Source organism: Chitinophaga sp. CF118 (assembly GCF_900112615.1).
GTDB lineage: Bacteria > Bacteroidota > Bacteroidia > Chitinophagales > Chitinophagaceae > Chitinophaga.
In genome coordinates this window covers 99180-119761 of record NZ_FOMK01000012.1, presented here as the reverse complement: position 1 = coordinate 119761, position 20582 = coordinate 99180, and the positions used below count along the sequence as shown (strand labels likewise).

At 41.7% G+C, this 20582-nt stretch carries 18 protein-coding genes and 1 other RNA gene; 8 read left to right on the top strand and 11 right to left on the bottom strand.

Annotation, left to right across the window (positions count from 1 at the left end):
- Positions 1-8: 8 nt before the first annotated feature.
- Together panD and panC are read right to left on the bottom strand one after the other, a co-directional pair.
- A complete protein-coding gene (gene panD, locus BM176_RS28830) occupies positions 9-353 on the bottom strand; it encodes an aspartate 1-decarboxylase (RefSeq protein ID WP_090107872.1) in 345 nt (114 codons plus the stop codon).
- Between the two features lie 112 nt (positions 354-465).
- Positions 466-1320: a pantoate--beta-alanine ligase gene (panC, locus tag BM176_RS28825; protein ID WP_090107871.1), complete on the bottom strand. Its 855-nt coding sequence runs from the start codon at positions 1318-1320 to the stop codon at positions 466-468.
- 109 nt (positions 1321-1429) lie between these two features.
- Between panC and BM176_RS28820 the strand changes: the two genes are divergently transcribed.
- From BM176_RS28820 to BM176_RS28785, 8 genes are all read left to right on the top strand, one after another.
- A complete protein-coding gene (locus BM176_RS28820) occupies positions 1430-2248 on the top strand; it encodes a glycogen/starch synthase (RefSeq protein WP_090107870.1) in 819 nt (272 codons plus the stop codon).
- 260 nt (positions 2249-2508) lie between these two features.
- Positions 2509-3762 carry a methionine adenosyltransferase gene (gene metK, locus BM176_RS28815; RefSeq protein WP_090107869.1) on the top strand — a complete coding sequence of 418 codons (1254 nt, stop codon included), beginning with the start codon at positions 2509-2511 and terminating at the stop codon, positions 3760-3762.
- Between the two features lie 223 nt (positions 3763-3985).
- Positions 3986-6139, top strand: coding sequence for a polyphosphate kinase 1 (ppk1, locus tag BM176_RS28810; protein WP_090107868.1), 2154 nt, complete (start codon positions 3986-3988; stop codon positions 6137-6139).
- Between the two features lie 38 nt (positions 6140-6177).
- Positions 6178-7065, top strand: a complete 888-nt coding sequence (locus BM176_RS28805; protein ID WP_090107927.1) for a Ppx/GppA phosphatase family protein — start codon at positions 6178-6180, stop codon at positions 7063-7065.
- Positions 7066-7124: 59 nt separating this feature from the next.
- The gene (panB, locus tag BM176_RS28800) at positions 7125-7940 is read left to right on the top strand and encodes a 3-methyl-2-oxobutanoate hydroxymethyltransferase (RefSeq protein WP_090107867.1); all 816 of its coding nucleotides are present in this window, start codon (positions 7125-7127) and stop codon (positions 7938-7940) included.
- A 9-nt stretch (positions 7941-7949) separates the two neighbouring features.
- Positions 7950-8843 carry a DUF1338 domain-containing protein gene (locus BM176_RS28795; protein WP_090107866.1) on the top strand — a complete coding sequence of 298 codons (894 nt, stop codon included), beginning with the start codon at positions 7950-7952 and terminating at the stop codon, positions 8841-8843.
- Between the two features lie 75 nt (positions 8844-8918).
- Entirely contained in the window at positions 8919-10448 is a 1530-nt protein-coding gene (locus BM176_RS28790) for an L-piperidine-6-carboxylate dehydrogenase (RefSeq protein WP_090107865.1), read from the top strand.
- 460 nt (positions 10449-10908) lie between these two features.
- Complete coding sequence (locus tag BM176_RS28785; RefSeq protein ID WP_218162301.1) at positions 10909-12591, top strand: S8 family serine peptidase; 1683 nt, start codon at positions 10909-10911, stop codon at positions 12589-12591.
- Positions 12592-12736: 145 nt separating this feature from the next.
- Here BM176_RS28785 and BM176_RS28780 read toward each other — a convergent pair whose 3' ends face one another.
- From BM176_RS28780 to BM176_RS28740, 9 genes are all read right to left on the bottom strand, one after another.
- Complete coding sequence (locus BM176_RS28780; RefSeq protein ID WP_090107863.1) at positions 12737-13150, bottom strand: DUF4870 domain-containing protein; 414 nt, start codon at positions 13148-13150, stop codon at positions 12737-12739.
- Between the two features lie 128 nt (positions 13151-13278).
- Positions 13279-14001, bottom strand: a complete 723-nt coding sequence (locus BM176_RS28775) for a DUF4276 family protein (protein WP_090107862.1) — start codon at positions 13999-14001, stop codon at positions 13279-13281.
- Positions 13998-15074, bottom strand: a complete 1077-nt coding sequence (locus BM176_RS28770; RefSeq protein WP_090107861.1) for an ATP-binding protein — start codon at positions 15072-15074, stop codon at positions 13998-14000. The genes BM176_RS28775 and BM176_RS28770 overlap by 4 nt, the downstream gene beginning before the upstream one ends.
- 96 nt (positions 15075-15170) lie before the next feature.
- Positions 15171-15560, bottom strand: an RNA gene (gene rnpB / locus BM176_RS28765) — RNase P RNA component class A.
- 91 nt (positions 15561-15651) lie between these two features.
- Entirely contained in the window at positions 15652-16671 is a 1020-nt protein-coding gene (locus tag BM176_RS28760; RefSeq protein WP_177230575.1) for a Smr/MutS family protein, read from the bottom strand.
- Positions 16672-16795: 124 nt separating this feature from the next.
- Entirely contained in the window at positions 16796-17233 is a 438-nt protein-coding gene (locus tag BM176_RS28755) for a DoxX family protein (protein ID WP_090107859.1), read from the bottom strand.
- Between the two features lie 57 nt (positions 17234-17290).
- Positions 17291-17875 (bottom strand): hypothetical protein, encoded by a 585-nt coding sequence (locus BM176_RS28750; RefSeq protein WP_090107858.1) that lies wholly within the window; start codon positions 17873-17875, stop codon positions 17291-17293.
- A 1-nt stretch (position 17876) separates the two neighbouring features.
- Complete coding sequence (locus BM176_RS28745) at positions 17877-19535, bottom strand: amino acid permease (protein WP_090107857.1); 1659 nt, start codon at positions 19533-19535, stop codon at positions 17877-17879.
- Between the two features lie 66 nt (positions 19536-19601).
- Positions 19602-20576: a polyprenyl synthetase family protein gene (locus BM176_RS28740; RefSeq protein ID WP_255373604.1), complete on the bottom strand. Its 975-nt coding sequence runs from the start codon at positions 20574-20576 to the stop codon at positions 19602-19604.
- Positions 20577-20582: the final 6 nt, after the last annotated feature.

Below are 20582 nucleotides of genomic sequence, written 5' to 3'. Positions count from 1 at the left end.
AATTCTACTTACAATTTATTGTTTTCTTTTGGAAAAACGGCAATGGGAGTATATTTCTTAGCCTCCTCAAAGTCCATTGTAGCGTAAGAAATGATAATTACAATATCACCTACTGCGCATAAGCGTGCTGCCGGACCATTCATGCAAACAACTCCTGAACCACGCTTACCTTTAATTATATAAGTTTCAAGACGTTCCCCGTTGTTAACGTTCACTACCTGCACCTTTTCGTATTCTATGAAATTGGCAGCATCCATCAGATCTTCATCAATCGTGATGCTTCCTACATATTGCAGGTTGGCTTCTGTAATGACTGCCCGGTGTATTTTACCTTTTAATACTTCAATCTGCATAACGTATATCCAAATCCCAGATTATATTAATTTAATAACTGCCTCAAAAGATCATTCCCGTTCGCCTGGGTTTTGAGCGTTCGCAAAGGTACGGAATAATTAATTATATACATTACATCAGCATGTTATCGATCAACCTTACATCACTACTGATCTCCCTGGCCGCTATAACTGCATATACTGGGCGGTTACCAGTTGCTTTGGGAAAAGTTACCGAACCATCCTCTTCCATACTCACCAGCTCTATATAATCAACATCAAATCCATTCATTTTCAGTTGATTAGAAGCATTATTTAAAATTTCAGAGAAAGATGCTTTATGAATGTTACCTTTAACATAGATAAGTGCCTTATAAATATGTAATGCATTTTGTCTTTCTGTAGCGTTGAGTCGCATATTTCTGCTACTCATAGCTAAACCATCTGGTTCGCGGAGTGTAGGACAAACTACCAATTGAGCTTTTGAATCAATCAATTTTAATAAGCGGTTGACTATCAGGCATTGCTGGAAATCCTTTTGTCCCATAAACAGCTGATCCGGTTTTACCAGATTCAGTAATTTATGTACTACCTGCCCAACGCCCTGGAAATGCCCCGGGCGATGCGCACCTTCCAGGATGGTTTCAAGGGAACCAAAGTCATAATGCGTTTTAACATCCAGCCCTTCAGGATACATCTCCTGTACAGATGGTAGAAACAACACATCGGTACCGGCATCTGTTAATTGTAAGATATCATTATCTATAGTTACAGGGTATTTCTCAAAATCTGAAGGGTCATTAAATTGTGTAGGATTTACAAAAATGCTGCATACTACCAGGTCGCATGTTTCTTTTGCCTTTGCAATTAATGATAGATGTCCGTGGTGTAAAGCTCCCATAGTTGGCACAAAACCAATACGTTTGTCATTATTGCGTGCTGTTGATAAATGCCTGTCCAGTGTGTCTTTTTGCTTAAACAAATACATAATTAATTGCTTAAAAGGATGTTAAAAGTGCCAATTTGTCCTTTATTCCGTTAAAAATCCGTAATTTTGCAAACCAAATTAAAATTTTCTGCATTAATATCAGCATTAGATGTCCACAAAGAAACGAATTCTTTTTATTGCTCAAGAGATGTCGCCTTATCTGGAATTAACAGATTATGCGAATATGATCAATAAGATGGCAATTAAGTCCAATGAGTCTGGTCTGGAAGTGCGGGTGATCATGCCACGGTTTGGCATTATCAACGAAAGAAGGCACCGGCTTCACGAGGTGGTAAGATTGTCTGGCATTAACATCGTGATTGAGGGAGATGATTACCCATTGATTATCAAGGTGGCATCTTTACCAAACGCCCGGTTGCAGGTGTATTTCCTGGATAACGAAGATTATTTCAAACGCAAGGCTTTATTTTCTGACGAGAGCGGACAGTTCTACGATGACAATGCTGCACGTGCGGTATTCTTCTGCAAGGGTGCTTTAGAAACAGTTAAAAAGTTTGGCTGGCCGCCGGATATTATCCATTGCAGCGGCTGGATGACTTCACTGATCCCTGTATATCTGAAAACGGCCTACAAAAAGGAACCTGTATTCGCTCATTCCAAGGTTATTTACTCCATGGAAGAGAATTCTTTTACAGAGAATCTGGGCGCTGGCTTCATTAAAAAAGCCATCATCAGCACACAAATCAAGGAGAAAGATCTGGAACCTTACAAGGAAGGTACAAATAGCGCGCTCAACAAAGGAGCTGCTAAATATGCCGATGCCGTAGTACTGGCCAGCGACAAAGTAGATGAAAAAGTAGTGGAAGAATTGAAAGGAGAGAAAAGCAAGATCCTTATTCCCTTTAAAGAGAACAACGAAGATCTGGCAGATTACCTGCAATTATATGCGCAGTTACTTGGAAAGTAACGCCTGCATTCAATTCTGAAATTATTACAATATTTATAAATAGGGCGTATCATAATTTGATATGCCCTATTTTATTACTTTTAAGCCCTTTTCCCTTCTCAAATTGTTAAAACTGAATATTTTCCCTAGAGAATAGACAGAATATAGTTAGATTACTTATTTTTGTCGCGGTTTACCAGTAAGCATACCACCAAAATGCCAAATAATGGTAAATTGTACTGCAAAATTACAATAACTTAAAGCTGAAATTCGATTATTTTATGCCGTATTTATTTACCTCAGAATCAGTATCCGAAGGACATCCGGATAAGTTGGCCGATCAGATCTCCGATGCACTGATAGATAATTTTCTTGCTTACGATGCTTCCTCCAAGGTAGCCTGTGAAACACTGGTAACTACTGGTCAGGTAGTATTAGCCGGAGAAGTAAAATCTGAAGCTTACCTGGATGTGCAGGAAATTGCGCGTGAGGTAATCCGTAAGATAGGCTATACAAAAAGTGAATATATGTTTGAAGCCAATTCCTGTGGTATCTTCTCTGCTATTCATGAGCAGTCGCCAGATATCAATCAGGGTGTTGAGCGTAAAAACCCGGAAGAGCAAGGCGCAGGAGATCAGGGGATGATGTTTGGCTATGCTACCCGTGAAACTGATAACTATATGCCGCTGGCACTGGATCTGGCACACAAACTGCTGATCGAACTGGCTGCTATCCGTCGCGAAAACAAAGAAATTACTTACCTGCGCCCTGATGCTAAATCACAGGTAACTATTGAATATTCTGATGATAATAAACCCGTTAGGATCGATGCTATCGTAATTTCTACACAGCATGATGATTTTGATGTGGAAGATAAAATGCTGGCTAAGATCAAGAACGATATGATCAAGATCCTGATCCCACGCGTAAAAGCTCAGCTGAAACCTGAATTACAGTCTCTGTTCAACGATAAGATCATTTATCATATCAATCCTACCGGTAAATTTGTAATTGGTGGTCCTCATGGTGATACTGGTTTAACAGGCCGTAAGATCATCGTTGATACCTACGGTGGTAAAGGTGCTCACGGTGGTGGTGCTTTCTCCGGTAAAGATCCTTCCAAAGTAGACCGCTCAGCTGCTTATGCTACCCGTCACATCGCCAAGAACCTGGTGGCTGCAGGGTTAGCCGATGAAGTTCTGGTACAGGTATCTTATGCAATTGGTGTTGCAAAGCCTTGTGGCCTGTTCATCGATACTCATGGTACAGCTAAAGTAAAACTGACCGATGGCGAAATTGCCAAAAAAGTAGAAGAGATCTTCGACCTCCGCCCTTATGCCATCGAACAACGCCTGAAACTGCGTAACCCTATTTACAGCGAAACTGCTGCTTACGGACATATGGGCCGCGAAAGCAAAATAGTTACCAAAACCTTTAACAAAGGTAAAAAGCTGGAAAAGAGCGTAGAGGTTGAACTGTTCACATGGGAAAAGCTGGATTACGTTGATAAAGTAAAAGCAGCTTTCGGACTATAAGCTGGTTTGAGATATATTTTAAAAACAGGCTGTATCAAAGTATGATACAGCCTGTTTGCATTAAGGCACACGATAATACCTGAATTTCCACTGCAATCGTTAATTTTATCATTTGTACGTATCATCTTATCTTTAGTACATCTCATAAATTTAACATTGGATATTATCTGAAATTAGTATTGTTGTGGTAACAGTATAACCACAACCGTTAATTGCCCTTAACATGCGATTGTCAACTAGTGAGCCGTTTGAAACTATAATTCAAGATCAGGCAATGGAAAAGAAGATCAACAGCAAAAAGAAAACGCCTGCCAAAAGGAAAATGATCCCAAGGGATATCAGCTGGCTGGCTTTCAATGCAAGGGTACTACAGGAAGCATCCGATGCCAGCGTGCCCCTCCATGAACGAATCCGCTTCCTGGGAATCTTCTCCAATAACCTGGATGAGTTTTTCCGTGTTCGCGTAGCTACGCTTAAAAGAATGCTCACTGTCGGCAAATCGGCCAGGATGCACCTGGAAGAGAATCCCGAACAGATCCTGGAAGAGATTCAGAGTATAGTAATAGATCAGCAACGGGAATTTGACCGCATCTGGGAAGGTATTGAAGGCGAACTGAAGGAACAGAAGATCTTTATACGCACAGAAAAACATCTCAATAAAGAACAGCAGAAGTTTGTACTGAATTATTTTAATGAGGAGGTCCGTACCAATATCATCCCCCTGATGATAGAAAGTATCCAGCATTTCCCCTTCCTCCGCGATAAATCCATATATCTGGCGGTAGTACTGGCTCGTCAGGATAATTCAGTAAGACAAAAGTTTGCACTGATAGAAATACCAACCACCGTACTTCCCCGTTTTATCATCCTGCCTGCCAAAGAAGGTGAACAGGATATTATCCTGATGGAAGACCTGGTACGGTTCTGCTTACCTCATATCTTCTCCTTCTTCGGGTATGATAAGTTCCTTTCCCACATCATTAAAGTGACCAGGGATGCAGAACTGGATATTGATAATGATATCTCCACCAGTCTGATCCACCAGTTGGAAAAAGGATTGAAAGACAGACGCAAGGGTAAACCGGTGCGTTTTGTATATGATAAAGATATTGATCCGCTGTTGCTGGAATACCTGATGCGCCGGCTGGGCCTTTCGAAGAAAGATAACCTGATTCCTGGTGCAAGGATCCATAACTTCAAGGATTTCATGGACTTCCCGTCTTCCGTATTTTCTGACAGGATCAACCCTGCACGGAAAAGCTTCATCCATCCGCTGTTTGCTAATGCTACCAGTGTGATGCATGTAATCCAGACGAAAGATGTAATGCTGCACCTGCCCTACCACTCTTTCGATACCATCATCGACTTGTTAAGAGAAGCTGCAATTGATCCTAATGTGATCAGCATCAAGATAACCGCCTACCGCCTGGCCAGGAACTCCCGGATCGTGAATGCCCTTACAAATGCGGTACGTAATGGAAAACAGGTTACCGTAGCACTGGAATTGCGGGCCCGCTTTAATGAGGCTGAAAACCTGGTATGGAAATCAAGACTGGAAGATGAAGGGGTGAAAGTACTAATCGGGATCCCAGGACTGAAAATGCATGCTAAGTTATGCGTGATCAGGAAAAGGATCGGCATCAAAACTGTACAGTGTGGTTTTGTGAGCACCGGTAACCTCAACGAGAAAACCGCCCGTGTGTATGGAGATCATTGCCTGCTTACAGCAAACCGGAATATTATGGCGGATATCAACCGGGTATTCAGCTATTTAGAAAATCCAAAACACGATATTAAAATACTGGAAGCTTGTAAAATGCTGCCCGTAAGTCCCTTCAATATGCGGAGCTTTTTTGCGCGCATGGTAGATAGGGAGATCAAGCTTGCCAATCAGAAAAAGAATGGTGGCAGCATGATCATCAAAATGAACTCCCTCTCCGATCCGGATCTGATTAACCGGTTGTACGAAGCTGCGCGCAGTGGTGTAAATATAAAAATGATCATCCGGGGTATCTGTTGTGCTTATACGGAAAATAAGAAGTGGAAGAAAGATATTGAAGCCATCAGCATTGTAGATGAGTACCTGGAACATGCACGTGTGTTTGTTTTCCATCAGGGTGGAAAAGAACAGATCTATATTTCATCGTGCGACTGGATGCTGCGTAATCTCGATCATCGTGTGGAAGTGGCAGTACCTATCCTGGATCCCGAGATCCAGCAGGAGTTGAAAGATATTCTGGCAATACAGCTCAGTGGCAATGTGAAAGCCAGGATCTTAGATAATGAACAGAACAATGAATATAAACGTGAGGGTAGCAAAAAAATACGCTCCCAGATCGAGATCTTCCGCTACCTTCATGAGAAGCAGTATAAATAATATTTACGTTACTTTTGCTATCCGACTAAATGATGACCATGAAGCTTGCTGCCATTGATATAGGTTCCAACGCTGCGAGGTTGCTTATTTCAGAAGCATCCCCAAACAGTCAGGGTAGAATGGATTTCACCAAAGTGAACCTGGTAAGGGTTCCCTTACGCCTGGGATTTGATGTATTCAGCAATGGAGCTATCTCGGAAAAAAGAGCTTCTCATCTGCTAAGTACAATCCAGGCATATAAACTTCTATTGGAAGTATATGAAGTCAAATACCTGAAAGCGTGTGCGACTTCAGCAATGCGCGATGCATCTAATTCAACAGAAATCCTGCAGAAAGTAAAACATCACACCGGTATAGATATAAAAATAATCTCCGGACAGGAAGAAGCTTCTTTCCTGTTTGAAAGCCATGTGGCAGAACAGTTGGAGAAAAGCCGCGCTTACATGTACATAGATGTAGGTGGTGGTAGTACGGAAGTTACACTGTTCAATAACAACGCATTGGTATACAAAGAATCTTTCAATATAGGCACTATCCGTTTGCTGCAAAAGCAGGTAACTGATGAACAGTGGCAATATATGAAAGATACCATCAAGCAGCAGATCAAAGGCGTAAACCAGTTGACCGCTATCGGCTCCGGCGGTAATATCAATAAAATCTTTTCACTCTCAAAACGAAAAGAAGGTAAACCACTTACGCTGGATATATTAAAAGATTACTACAAGGAATTCAGCAATTTTACGGTAGAGGAAAGAATTCACCTTTACAACCTCCGGGAAGATCGCGCAGATGTGATTGTTCCTGCATTGCAGATTTATGTGAACATCATGCGCTGGGCAGATGCTACAGAAATTTATGTCCCCAAAATAGGACTGGCAGATGGCCTGATCCAGTCACTATATGCTGAAATCAGCCATAATAAATAGTCCGATTTGCCTGATTTAATGATTATGCCTACCTTAACGCGCTTTTAATCATTAATAAGATGTCTACGCATAAAGAAGTTAAGAGGATCACAACACATATTCTACAGAAAATGAAGGACGATGGAGAGAAAATCTCCATGATCACTGCATATGATTATTCTATGGCCCGCATTTTTGATGATGCCGGTATGGATATATTGCTGGTGGGCGATTCTGCGTCTAATGTAATGGCAGGCCATGAAACCACCCTGCCCATCACGCTCGACCAGATGATCTATCATGCTGCATCTGTGGTAAGAGGCATTAAAAGAAGCTTCGTAACAGTAGATCTTCCTTTTGGTTCTTACCAGGGCAATTCCAAAGAGGCCCTGCTGTCTGCTATCAGGATAATGAAAGAAACCAGTGCCCACGGGGTGAAAATAGAAGGCGGTGAAGAGATCCTGGAATCTGTAAAACGGATCATATCTGCCGGGGTGCCGGTTATGGGACACCTGGGGTTAACACCGCAATCCATTAATAAATTCGGTACCTATGCTGTTCGTGCCACCGATGAGGCAGAGGCGCAGAAGTTACTGAACGATGCCCGCCTGTTACAGGAAGCCGGTTGTTTTGGTATAGTACTGGAAAAGATCCCTGCCCTCCTGGCCAAACAGGTGGCAGAAACTGTTCGTATTCCAATCATCGGTATCGGTGCGGGTAAATATGTAGACGGACAAGTACTGGTGATGCATGATATGTTAGGTATCAATAAAGATTTTAAACCACGTTTTCTTCGCAAATACCTCAATTTATATGAGGAGATTTACAATGCCTCCCAGGCATATATCCGCGATGTAAAAACAAAGGATTTCCCCAATGATAACGAACAATATTAAAATTGTTTTATGTTAGACTACGTTCTGAACGGACTAATGCATCGCTATAAAGAGCGTGTGCCTGATGTTGCCGGTATTATTACGGCAATGATCAATGATAACATTATTCAGCGCGCAGAAGATATTGAGAATGACCACATTGCCTTCAGGACTATAGGCGTCCCACAGCTGGGTATACAGTCGCTCGAAAAGATCTTCCTCCACTACGGTTACACGAAAAAGGATCCGTATCATTTTAAGGAAAAAAAACTGGATGCCTGGTGGTATGCTCCTCCGAAACCCCACTACCCGCGTATTTTCCTGAGTGAGTTAAGGGTGAAAGATCTCAGCAAACAGGCACAGGCTATCATCACGAGTTACACCAGCGAAGTGATCACAGACCCTGCCAATCAGCTGGACCTGAATAGCGGAGTTATAGTAGACAACTTCCTGCATAGTGCTTTATGGCGTACACCTACTATTCAGGATTATCAGACACTTGCTGCAGAAAGTGAATACGCTGCCTGGGTGATCTATAACCGGTATTACCTGAACCATTTTACCATCAGCCTGCAGAACCTCCCTGAAGGATATAATACCGTAGCGGATTTTAATACATTCCTGGAAAAGAAGGGTTTTGTACTGAATAATGCAGGCGGCAAAATCAAAACCAGTCCGGATGGCCTGTTATTGCAAAGCAGCACTGTTGCGAAAATGATCCCAGCCACCTTTGCAGATAATGAAACACTGCAGATAGCCGGCTCTTATGTAGAGTTTGCAGAACGCAAGGTGTTGCCCCAGTTCGCACACCTGCCAGCATCCTCCATTACCCGTGAACAACGCCGCGAAGGTTTTGAAGCGGGCAATGCCGATAAAATCTTCGAAAGCACTTACAGTTCACAGACAACTCAGAAAGGTCAGTAAACCACTGGGTACCAAATACAACACCAAAACCGTCATCAGCAATTTTCTTAAATTTGCTTCTTAATTCTCATCTACATGATCAACGATATTCTACAGCAACTACATATAAATGCAGAAAATAGTGGCGTAAGCACCGGCACTGTATGGCTGCCAGCAACTGGCCCTTCAATCAAAGCAGATTCTCCTGTGGATGGTAAAGTGATCGCTTCCGTGAGCACTGCCAGCCGTGAAAACTACGACTCCGTTATCGAAACAGCCACTGCGGCTTTTAAGGAATGGCGCTCATGGCCCGCTCCCCGTCGTGGAGAGGTGGTAAGACAGGCGGGCGAAGCATTGAGGAAGAATAAGGAAGCGCTCGGCAGACTGGTTTCTTATGAAATGGGGAAAAGTTTGCAGGAAGGATACGGTGAGGTACAGGAGATGATAGATATCTGCGATTTTGCAGTAGGACTCTCAAGACAACTCTATGGTCTGAGCATGCATTCTGAAAGGCCGGGCCATCGCATGTATGAGCAATGGCACCCATTGGGCATTACGGGAATCATCTCTGCCTTTAACTTCCCGGTAGCGGTCTGGAGCTGGAATTCTATGCTGGCTCTGGTATGTGGAAACGTATGTGTCTGGAAACCATCAGAAAAAACACCTTTATCTGCTATTGCCTGTCAACAGATCATCCAGGATGTATTACGGGATAATAAGGTACCGGAAGGCGTTTGTAACCTGGTAGTAGGTGGCCGTGAACTGGGCGAATGGATGGCTGCAGATACCCGTGTTCCGCTGGTATCCGCCACAGGTTCTACCCGCATGGGTAAGGCAGTTGGTACAGCCGTAGGCTCCCGTCTGGGAAGGTCCCTTCTGGAGTTGGGAGGTAACAATGCCATCATTATTACAGCCAATGCCGATCTCGATATGTCCCTGATTGGTTGTGTGTTTGGGGCTGTAGGTACTGCCGGTCAGCGTTGTACCAGCACCCGCCGCCTCATTATCCATGAAAGTGTGTACGATGCTTTTACACAAAAACTTGCTAAAGCCTATCAGCAGTTGCGTATTGGCAACCCGCTGGATGAGAATAACCACGTAGGTCCATTGATAGATAAAGATGCGGTGCGTTTGTATCAGCAGTCTATTACAGAAATCAAATCCGAAGGTGGAAGTTTCATAGTAGAAGGTGGTGTACTGGAAGGGGATGCTTACTCATCCGGCTGTTATGTAAAACCTTGTATTGCAGCAGTAAAGAATAACTTTAAGATCGTTCAGCATGAAACCTTTGCGCCTATCCTCTATGTAATGAAATACAAAGAGCTGGATGAAGCGATTGCTATGCAAAACGATGTACCACAGGGATTGTCTTCTGCAATTATGACACTCAACCTCAGGGAAGCTGAGCTTTTCCTGTCACAGGCGGGTTCCGATTGCGGAATTGCCAATGTGAACATAGGAACTTCAGGTGCGGAGATTGGTGGTGCTTTTGGAGGAGAGAAAGAAACCGGTGGCGGACGCGAGAGTGGTTCAGATGCCTGGAAGGCGTATATGAGGAGGCAAACCAATACTATCAACTACTCAACCCATCTCCCACTTGCCCAGGGTATTAAGTTTGATCTGTAACACTTCATTTTATATAAGGCAACTTCATGGCTTTGAGATTCATACTATCTCAAAGCCATTTTTTTAGTCCGTATCAAACTATTTAGTTTTTATTCTAATACAATAAGTTAGGACATTAAACGTTATACAAGTATATAAAAATAGCGAGGTTAGAGAACCCCGCTTTTCGTTAAACGGAAACCATGCTTATGAGAAAATAATCAGATAGCTGTAAGGCCTCCAATTATTCTTCAAAAACTAAATATTACATTTTTTTCTGGAATTTCATATTCAACTTTTGTGCTAATTTAAATAACCTCTTTCCCCACATCTTTGTTCACTAATACTCCCCGGAAGCTTTTCCTTTATCCATGTTTTAAGTCGCTTATCACTAATGCCCTTCCCAAATATGTCATTTTACATATCTTTAACCAAATATGGTATTCGTATTGTTACGCTTATTGTGAAAAAAATAAATTAGATGAAATTTAGCAGAGCGCTGGCAGTCATGACCGTTTGTGTTGCGATGTTGACTGCACTTACAACTAGCAGATCCTATGGCCAAGGTACAACAGCTATTCCTAAAAACTGGCATTTACTGAACTACGCAACTGACAGCGTATATGGTACAGGCGTTGAAAAAGCCTATGCAGACTTGTTAAAAGGCAAAAAAAGCACCCCTGTTATTGTGGCTGTGATAGATTCAGGAGTAGATACTACCCATGAAGATCTCAAATCCATTTTATGGATAAATCCGGGAGAAGTTCCAAATAATGGAATCGATGATGATAAAAATGGTTATGTTGATGATATTCATGGCTGGAATTTTCTGGGTGGTAAAGATGGACGCAGTGTAAAAGAAGATACCGATGAAGGTACCCGCGAATATTACCGTTACAAGAGATTATACGGTAATCCGGATTCCCTGCTGGACAAACAATCCAAAGAATATGCCTACTGGCAGAAGCTTCAGGGTAAAATCGTAAAACCGAGCAGCGAAAGCAAACTGACCTATCAGAAAATGCAGCAAATGCAGGATAATGTGAAAAAATGTGAAAACCTGCTGACAAGATATCTGCAACAAAGTGACTTTACCATCCCCAGGCTGGATAGCATCGAGACCGCCGACCAGGGTGTTATGATGGCAAAGAACTACATGATCAGACTGCTGAAAAGTACTGAAGAACAGGATATTACCTACGCCGTTTTCAAATCTGAGTTTGATGAATACATGGAAGATCTCAAACATAAAGCAGAAATTGTAGAAGGAGAACCGGCAGATAAACGAGCTGAAATTATCGGAGATGATATCAATGATATCAACGACCGGTATTATGGCAACAATGATGTAATGGGCAAATTTGGCTTTCATGGTACTCACGTATCCGGTATCATCGCAGCTGTAAGAAATAATGGTGTAGGAATGGATGGTATAGCTGATAATGTACGTATCATGCTTGTAAAAGCTGTACCTGATGGTGATGAGCGTGATAAAGATATTGCACTGGCTATCCGTTATGCAGTGGATAATGGTGCCCGCGTTATCAATATGAGTTTTGGTAAGAGCTTTTCTCCTCATAAAGACTGGGTAGATGCTGCTGTAAAATATGCAGATGAGAAAGGTGTATTACTGATACATGCTGCCGGTAATGATGGTAATAATAACGACTCTACAGATAACTTCCCTAATCCTGACTTTGTGGATCATACCCATGCCGGTAACTACATTACAGTGGGTGCAAGCAGCAATGGTAAAATAGGTCCAAAGATTGCAGGATTCTCTAATTATGGTAAAAAGAGTGTAGACTTGTTTGCTCCCGGAGTACAGATTTATTCTACTGTACCAGGTGGTAATAAATATGGCAGTGCCAGTGGTACCAGTATGGCGGCTCCTGTAGTAGCCGGTGTGGCGGCACTCGTCCTCTCCTATTATCCTAACCTGAGTGCCAGGCAGTTAAAGGAAGTGCTTGAAGAATCTGCTACACCATTACCTGATGGAACAAAAGAAGTGATCAAGCCCGATACGAATGACAAAGTACCCTTTGCAGATCTTTCTATTACGGGAGGTGTAGTAAATGCTTACAATGCATTAAAGCTGGCTGCTACTATGCAGGGAGAGCTTACACCTAAGAAGGCGAAAGTGAATAAGATTAGAAAAGGATAACAAAAGAACCTACATGCACGGGGTTCACACATTCTGTTAAGTGGACATTCAAATCAACTGATTTACAAACTATTTGTATAATAAAAAAGCTCCCGGTTGGGAGCTTTTTTATTATACAAAATCTTCAAAGGATAAAGTCCTGTAATTACTTAACAAGTCTCCAGCTTACCGGATACTTATATCCAATTCCTTTATTAGCGCGAACTGCTGCAATGATGGAAAAAACGATGTTGAGTATCCATATTACACCATGACTGCCAGAGTAGATAGTCAGATCGTCGAAATCCCAGTCTCCTCTATGGAAAAACATACTGTTAAATGACCAGAATCCAAAACGGATGGCAGTGATAATGCCTAATGCAGCATTTGCCAGGCTTAGGGTTATCTGAAAATTCAGAGCTTCTTTTCCCTGATCATCTACAAATGCAGATTCATTGCGTTTGATCAGCCAGATTATAAGAGCCCCTAAGATATTACCAACAGAAGGAATAACCAGCGTACCAATTATTCCTCCGAGATGAGCCAGCGTGGCCCAGGTATTTTCTTCTTTTTGTTGCATAAGGGATTAGTTATTGTGGGTTACTAAATTAAAAAATAAAATCAAAGGATCGTCTTTACTTGCTTATTATGATTTTGAATGTTTTTAGTTATTGATAATCAGTTTAATATAAGCAAATTATCACTTAATCAGACCTTTGGTATCTGTAGGCTTCCATAGAACTCTTTAAAAGAATTACATTTAGTGCTTTCCAATAATTCTATATAGTCATTCCTTTCAATATGACTAACCAAGGCATTAATGTCCCCTTTACTCTTACTATAACGTTGTCCAACAAGTTGAAATATATCGTGTACATTATCTGCAGGATGAAAAAAAGTCTTCTCAGGATCTACAGTATTCAGGTCAAATCCTACATGCTCATTAATAAATTCAGGTGTTAACCGGTTATCCATCCGCTCAAAAGATCTTCTCAATCCTAATAACCAGGACTCGATTTCCATAATTGCAAAGGAGAAAAAAATATCGCCGGATTTGATCTGAGATCTGTGGCCATCAATGAATTTTTGGTTAATATCGTTGTCTATACTTTGGTTTTTAACCAAATCCCTGTATTCCCCTGAATACATATCTCTTAATCCTATGATCCGTTGAAATCCAGCATTCTTCAAATAGCTCTCTCTCTTCAATATCCTGGTAAGCACACTTTTATCATTTCCTACATTTATTATCTGGAAAAAATGCGCTGCATCCGGATTAGGGAAAGCATAATCAGTAGGATGAAAATTAGTGTCTGTAAAAAGATTAAAGCATTCCAGCGATATGTTCTGATACTCGAATACTTTTAATAATAACTCCCGGACAAAAATCAATTCTGTTTGTCCTTCAACGAATACAGCGGTTCTGGTCATTTTTTAATCTTTTGGGCTATATAATCAGAAGCCAGGAAATCAAAATTTGATAAACCGGTAAATTGAAAATCGTTGAACAGATCTGGTTGATTTTTAGGATTTAATGCGGTCACAACTGCACCATCCCTTTGCAGCAGGTTCCAGTATTTTAAATTTACTACATCCATCAGAAACATATCATTAGAGGTAGCAATCAATTGAATGTTCTTTTGTATGCAATTCTCATATATAATCTTGCCAAGTTTAGTAGCCCTATCGTAATCTAACCCTTCACACAAATCATCTATAATTACCGTTGCTGCTTTCTTTATGAATAAAAGATATTCTATGAAGATCAATATGGACAAACTACGAAACATCCCTTGCGAAAGTTGATAATGTGCAAGATATATTTCCATATCAGATTCTTTTATATGCAGGAAATTCCTTTGACGACCTGACGTGAAAACAATCTCATCAATCCTGTACCCGATTTCTAAAAAGTATTTCCTCACCCTTTCTTTACTTTCTGCACTTAACTCTTTATATAAAGCAGGTATTTCATCCACAGCAGTTAGCAGGTTATATTCCTGCTGATTATAAGGAACTTCAGGCCCAATACTGCCAAATTTAAACCCGTAGGAACGTTCAGCCCAAATTATAATTTCTTCCAGGTAAGGATACTTTTTAATATCGCGGGTAATATGGATAGTCAGTTTATTAGAAGGAGGATAAATAGTATTGCCAATATTATCTAATACATTCTGAAGGGATGCCTGTTGTAATTTTCTATGAACATAAACCTTATCATCTACTGCCATCTGTTCAAATGAAACAAAAGATTCTCCATTGCTCGTTTCTACTATAAATTGATAATTAATGGTTCCGTACTTATCGGATGAAAAAGTTACATTCCATGTGGACTCCTCAACTAAACCTACCCTTTGCGTAAGAATTTTACCCAGCAAATCTATTGCACGCAATGTTTTCGACTTTCCTGTTGAGTTTTTACCAACGATTAAACTCACATTATCAAATTCGAGATTCTTAATTTCCCAATTAGCTGTCTTATATGATAATTCTGTTAGCTTCATTTTAGTTGCTGCTTAAATCGCTAATTAACGAAGGGTATTATTTGATTCTGGAACAGGCTTTATTGCCCATTTGGTTAATCATTCTGAAGAAAAAAAATAAACTACAAACCTGTAAGCCGGATTCTGTTCCCGGGCAATGCCCGTGATGCTATCATTTATCTGCGATGACGTTCACACGTCACCTGTAGCTGCCTACCCTCAGTCATCGGGCGAGCCGCCCTCAATCGACTGTATACATGGCGTTTCAGCACGCAAGGTTTACCCTCCTATAATGTTGCCATTACAGAACGTGGGCTCTTACCCCACATTTTCACCCTTACTCCATACCGGCAAGCCGTTATGGAGCGGTCATTTTCTGTGGCACTTTCTGTACCTGTCTCAGGCTTTCACCCTTCACAGGCCCCACCCGTTAGGTGGTGCGTTGCCCTATGCTGTCCGGACTTTCCTCACTGAAATAAATCTCAGAGCGATAGCACGGTCTGTAGTTCGTTGCAAAAATAATAGAATTAAGGTCTAATGCTGAAAAATATCTCAATAACGCTATGCACATAGCAGAGATCGTAGTATAGTTATGTCCCTAATGTTTGAAAAATATCTCAGTAGCACCATATCCGTAGCGGGGGTGATATTCATTCACAAAGCGTTCTACATCGTTAGTCTGCTTCAGTATTGCATGAATCTCTTCTTTCAGCTTACCTCTTCCCAGTCCGTGAATAACAATCATGGTATGCTGATGATGTACAATCGCCAGATCCAGGTAACGCTGAAATTCATTGAGTTGTATGGCCAGGATTGCTACATTGTTTAATCCTCTCCATTCTGTCAAAAGGTGCTCTATATGAAGATCCAGTTCGTATTTGGGTTGCAAGGGCGGTTCTGCCTGTGCTGCTACGCTGTTAGCTCCTGCAGCAAGGTTACCAATCTTCCCCGTTTCAAAATCTGATATGGCAGATTTCTCTTTGATAGGGTATTTCTCAAATAAAGGATAACTCAGGGTAGCATCCCTGCGGGCCTTTAATTCATTGAGTTGCTGAAAAAGTTGTTTAGGCTTTATTTTCCAGATTTTCTGGTAAGCAGGTGCCAGGGTGGGATCATTTTCCTTCGGATAGAAAGTAAATTCCAGCCGCGGACTATCATTCAATGATTCAAATAAAAGATCTGAGAGATAAAAGTGTTTGAAAGCATCAATATCATTGCGGATTTCCAGTTCCAGCCGCTGTTTCAGCCATACCTGGAAATGAAAGCGATAGGCCATTTGTGTTTCATTCAGCAGGTGAAACTTCAGTACCTGCACATTCTCTTCATACCCTTCTACCTGGAATACAGGTAATACAGACAGGAATACTCCTTTACTTTCTTTGAATGTCTCCTGCTTTTTTTCAGGTTTGATATCCCAGCCGGGTATACGGGTAGGTGGAGGTGTTACCTTGGGAGCGGTAAAACGATGAAAATAAGGAAAGTCGATCTGGTCAAGATATACAGGGAAGGATACTTTGCCGACTTCTACCATTACCATTTCGGCATTGATGATGTCCACTACTGTCCCTTCTTCCTTAGAATGTAATAATAAAATTTTATCGCCGATCTCGTATTTCATACTTAAATTTCCCAATATGAGTGGCAAATCTAAGGAAATGAGCCGAAACGGGAGGACATAATTACTAGTGGCCGGACGACCCTGAGCCATCCTGACCACTAGCGAAGATCATTGTGAAAAATCTTCATGCCGGGTGACGGCGCATATATCCATCGAAAGAAATGGGGCCGCTCCCCTCCACTAAGAAGAAGATTAATAGCAGCAGAACAAGGATAGAAAGGCCGGTTTCTCCATGTACATCGAATAACCCCGTAGAGGTATGTACAAAAATGAGCGCGCCTAAAAGAATGGGGATCTGGACAATGACAGCAACTCTTGTCAGTAAACCGAACGTAATGAGAATACCACCAGCCAGATGAGCAAAAACAATGTAATGAGCAAGCCAGAAAGATAATACAGTTAATACCGGACTCTGGGTGATCACAGCTTTAAGAACATCAATATTTTGTATGAAAACCACCCCTTTCCAGAACAGGAAAATTCCTAAGAGGACACGAATGGCGTCTACCCACTTAGGATGATGCGACTCGCCCCAACGGTCAATACGTTGCAGTAGGTTCATAAAATTTGATTTTTAAGAGCTGATATGAATATACATTAAAATATTCATACTACAAAATCAGCGTTTAGAGCGGAAATGCTCCAGGTAAGCACTCAGTTTGGCCCGGAATGAGTATATACCAAACCAGGGTAGTCTGTAAATAAAGATTTCCTCTGGATCCAGTAATAATGCGAGGTAATAACGATAAGAAGAACTACGGCGTCCACCTCTGGGTCTGGCAACAATATACATATCCAATATGTTATGCCATTGGAAGCTACGGTCATCTATTACCAGACCTGATCTGGAAATTTCAATTCTGCGTGGTCGTAATGAAGGAGTTATTAATGGTACGCATAAAGCAACCAGGACAAATAATAATATCAGATAATTCCCGACAGAATTATCAAACGTTGCTATAAATATGGTTAAAGCAAATGATGCCAGCAGCAGCAAACCAATACCTGCAACAATCCGGGCAGTCCGGTTTATAAACACCTTCGGGTCCTTAGTATTCGCTTTGAGAAGAGGTGCATAGTACTTTGTCTGAGCAGTCGTAGACAGTAAAACATACTCAGGGAAGAAAAAACCTATCCTGTTTTTATACTCCCTGGCATATAACTTTTCATAAAGCCTTCTTCTTAAAGCTTCTCTGCTTTCCATACTAAGCATTTAGTATAATCTTCTTCACACTATTCAACTTACTGTTCCGGTAACTATACCCAAAGTAAATCACTAACCCCATCAACAACCAGATAGAAAACACAACCCAGTTCCGGAACCCAATCTCGGTCATCAGGTAAAAACAGCTAAGCAGTCCCAGCACAGGAATAAGCGATAGTTTTTTTAAGAACGAAAGCACGGAAAAAACAATCGCCGCTATAGTAAAGAAAAAGAAAGGAATATTATGTTTCCATACCTCCCAACCTCCTTCAAAAGAGAACTTGTTCGGTAACTCCTCACGGAAAAAATACGCAAAGGCTATAATGATTGCCGGAACGATGAATTGTCCATTAATATAAGGCAAACGGAAACGCTTATTGTTCGGATCTGCTTTTTCCTGCGGAGGCAGCAGCAATACGCCACCACAAACAAGGATAAATGCAAACAGTGTTCCTATACTGGTAAGGTCTGTTACAACCGTCAGGTTCAGGAATAATGCGGGGACACCTACAAGAAAACCAGTGATGATAGTGGCAAAAGAAGGTGTTTTAAACCGGGGGTGGATCTTACTGAAGCGTTTAGGTAACAGTCCATCGCGGCTCATACTCATCCAGATACGGGGCTGCCCTATCTGGAATACCAGCAATACACTGGTGGTGGCCACTACGGCACTCACCGAAATAATATATCCTATCCAGGGCAGGTTTACTGCCTGAAACACATATGCCAGCGGATCATTCACTTTCAGTTGTGAGTAGGATACCATCCCTGTCAGCACTAAAGCGATCAGGATATATAATACAGTACAGATGATCAGCGAATAGATCATCCCCTTTGGCAGATCCCGCTGAGGATTAGAACATTCTTCTGCTGTAGTACTGATGGCATCAAAGCCGATATAAGCAAAGAAAACAGCCGACACACCTTTCATCACTCCCGAAAAACCATTGGGCATAAACGGATCCCAGTGACTGGTATTTACATAAAAAGCTCCCACCACAATCACAAACAGGATCACCAGGATCTTTAATCCCACCATCAGGTTGGCACTGCGTTTACTTTCCTGGATGCCTACATAGGCCAGATAAGTAACCAGTACTACTATAATAAAAGCAGGTAAATTCAGAATGATAGGCACTCCGGCTATATGTGGCGCTGCGGCTACTATCTCCGGCGTTGCACTGTCGTAGTTACTGGTAAGCCATACCGGGAAAGACATTCCTATACCGCTAAGGAGGTTATTGAAATAGCCACTCCAGGAGATGGCTACCGCAATATTCCCAATGGCATATTCCAGGATCAGCGCCCAGCCAATTACCCAGGCGGCCAGTTCTCCGAATGTTACATAAGAATAAGTATATGCACTGCCGGATACCGGTACACGGGAGGCAAATTCTGCATAACAGAGTGCAGAGAAACCACAGGTTACCGCGGTAATAATAAACAATAAGGAAACTCCGGGGCCGCCATGAAAGGAGGCTTCACCGATAGTAGAGAAGATACCGGCGCCAATCACCGCTGCAATTCCCATTGCAGTGAGATCTTTTACGCCCAATACTTTTTGTAATTTAGTACCACCACCATGACTGTCAGTCAAACCATCATGTGCATCTTTTAATATCGTAGCAATAGATTTTTTTCTAAAAAGCGATTTAGACATTGGGTGATAGCAGTTAAATGTGAATTACGTTACAGGTTTAGCGATGCTGCGAATATATCAAAAAATCTAATGCTCCCTTCTTAGTAAATAATCAGCCAGGTCTATTAATGGCTTTTTCCGGGCAGATAATACGGCAATACTTTCAAGATGCTGTAAAGCAATATCCTGAAAACGTTCCTTTTCCTTCTCTGCCCAGGCATCTACCCGGCAGTCACGGAAAAGTTGCAGTACCTGTGCTACCTTATCGTCCGGATTGGCGGACAGTAATTCCTTTAGTTTGGTGCGCTGTGCCGGATTACACATTTCCAATGCTTTCAGCAACAGGAAGGTTTTTTTATTAACGAGAATATCGCCACCCTGCTGTTTGCCAAATTTCTCCGGATCACCAAAAGCATCCAGGTAATCGTCCTGAATCTGGAAGGCAATACCTACATTCTTACCAAATTCGTAAATATGCGTCTGGTTATATTCACTCCCCCCTCCTATAATGGCTCCCATCTGTAAACTGGCGGCCAGTAATACGGAGGTTTTCAGGGCAATCATGTGCACATAGTCCTTGTAGTGTACCTGCTCCGGTTCCATATCTTCAAAATCCATATCTATCTGCTGGCCTTCACATACTTCTTTGGCAGCCTTGTTAAAAGCCGTCAGCAGTTTCTGTTTATAATGAGGCTGCACCCTGTTCAGGTATTCATATACATTTATGAGCATTACATCTCCGGCCAGGATGGCTGTAGGTTCTCCGTATAACGTATGTACAGTAGGATGATTCCGGCGAAGCGGCGCTTTATCCATGATATCGTCATGCACCAGGGTAAAATTATGGAACATTTCTACGGCGATGCCTACCTGGTATACATCCGGGTGAATGGCATCAAACAGTTCGTTCCCCATGATACTGAGCACCGGGCGAATACGTTTACCTCCTATTTTAAGGATGTGGTTTACAGAATCATACAACTTTTTAGGCTGTTCCGGGAAATGTTCTTTTTCAAAATGTTCTCCAAACTTTACAGTTAATTCCTGAAATGAATGCATCATTATTTG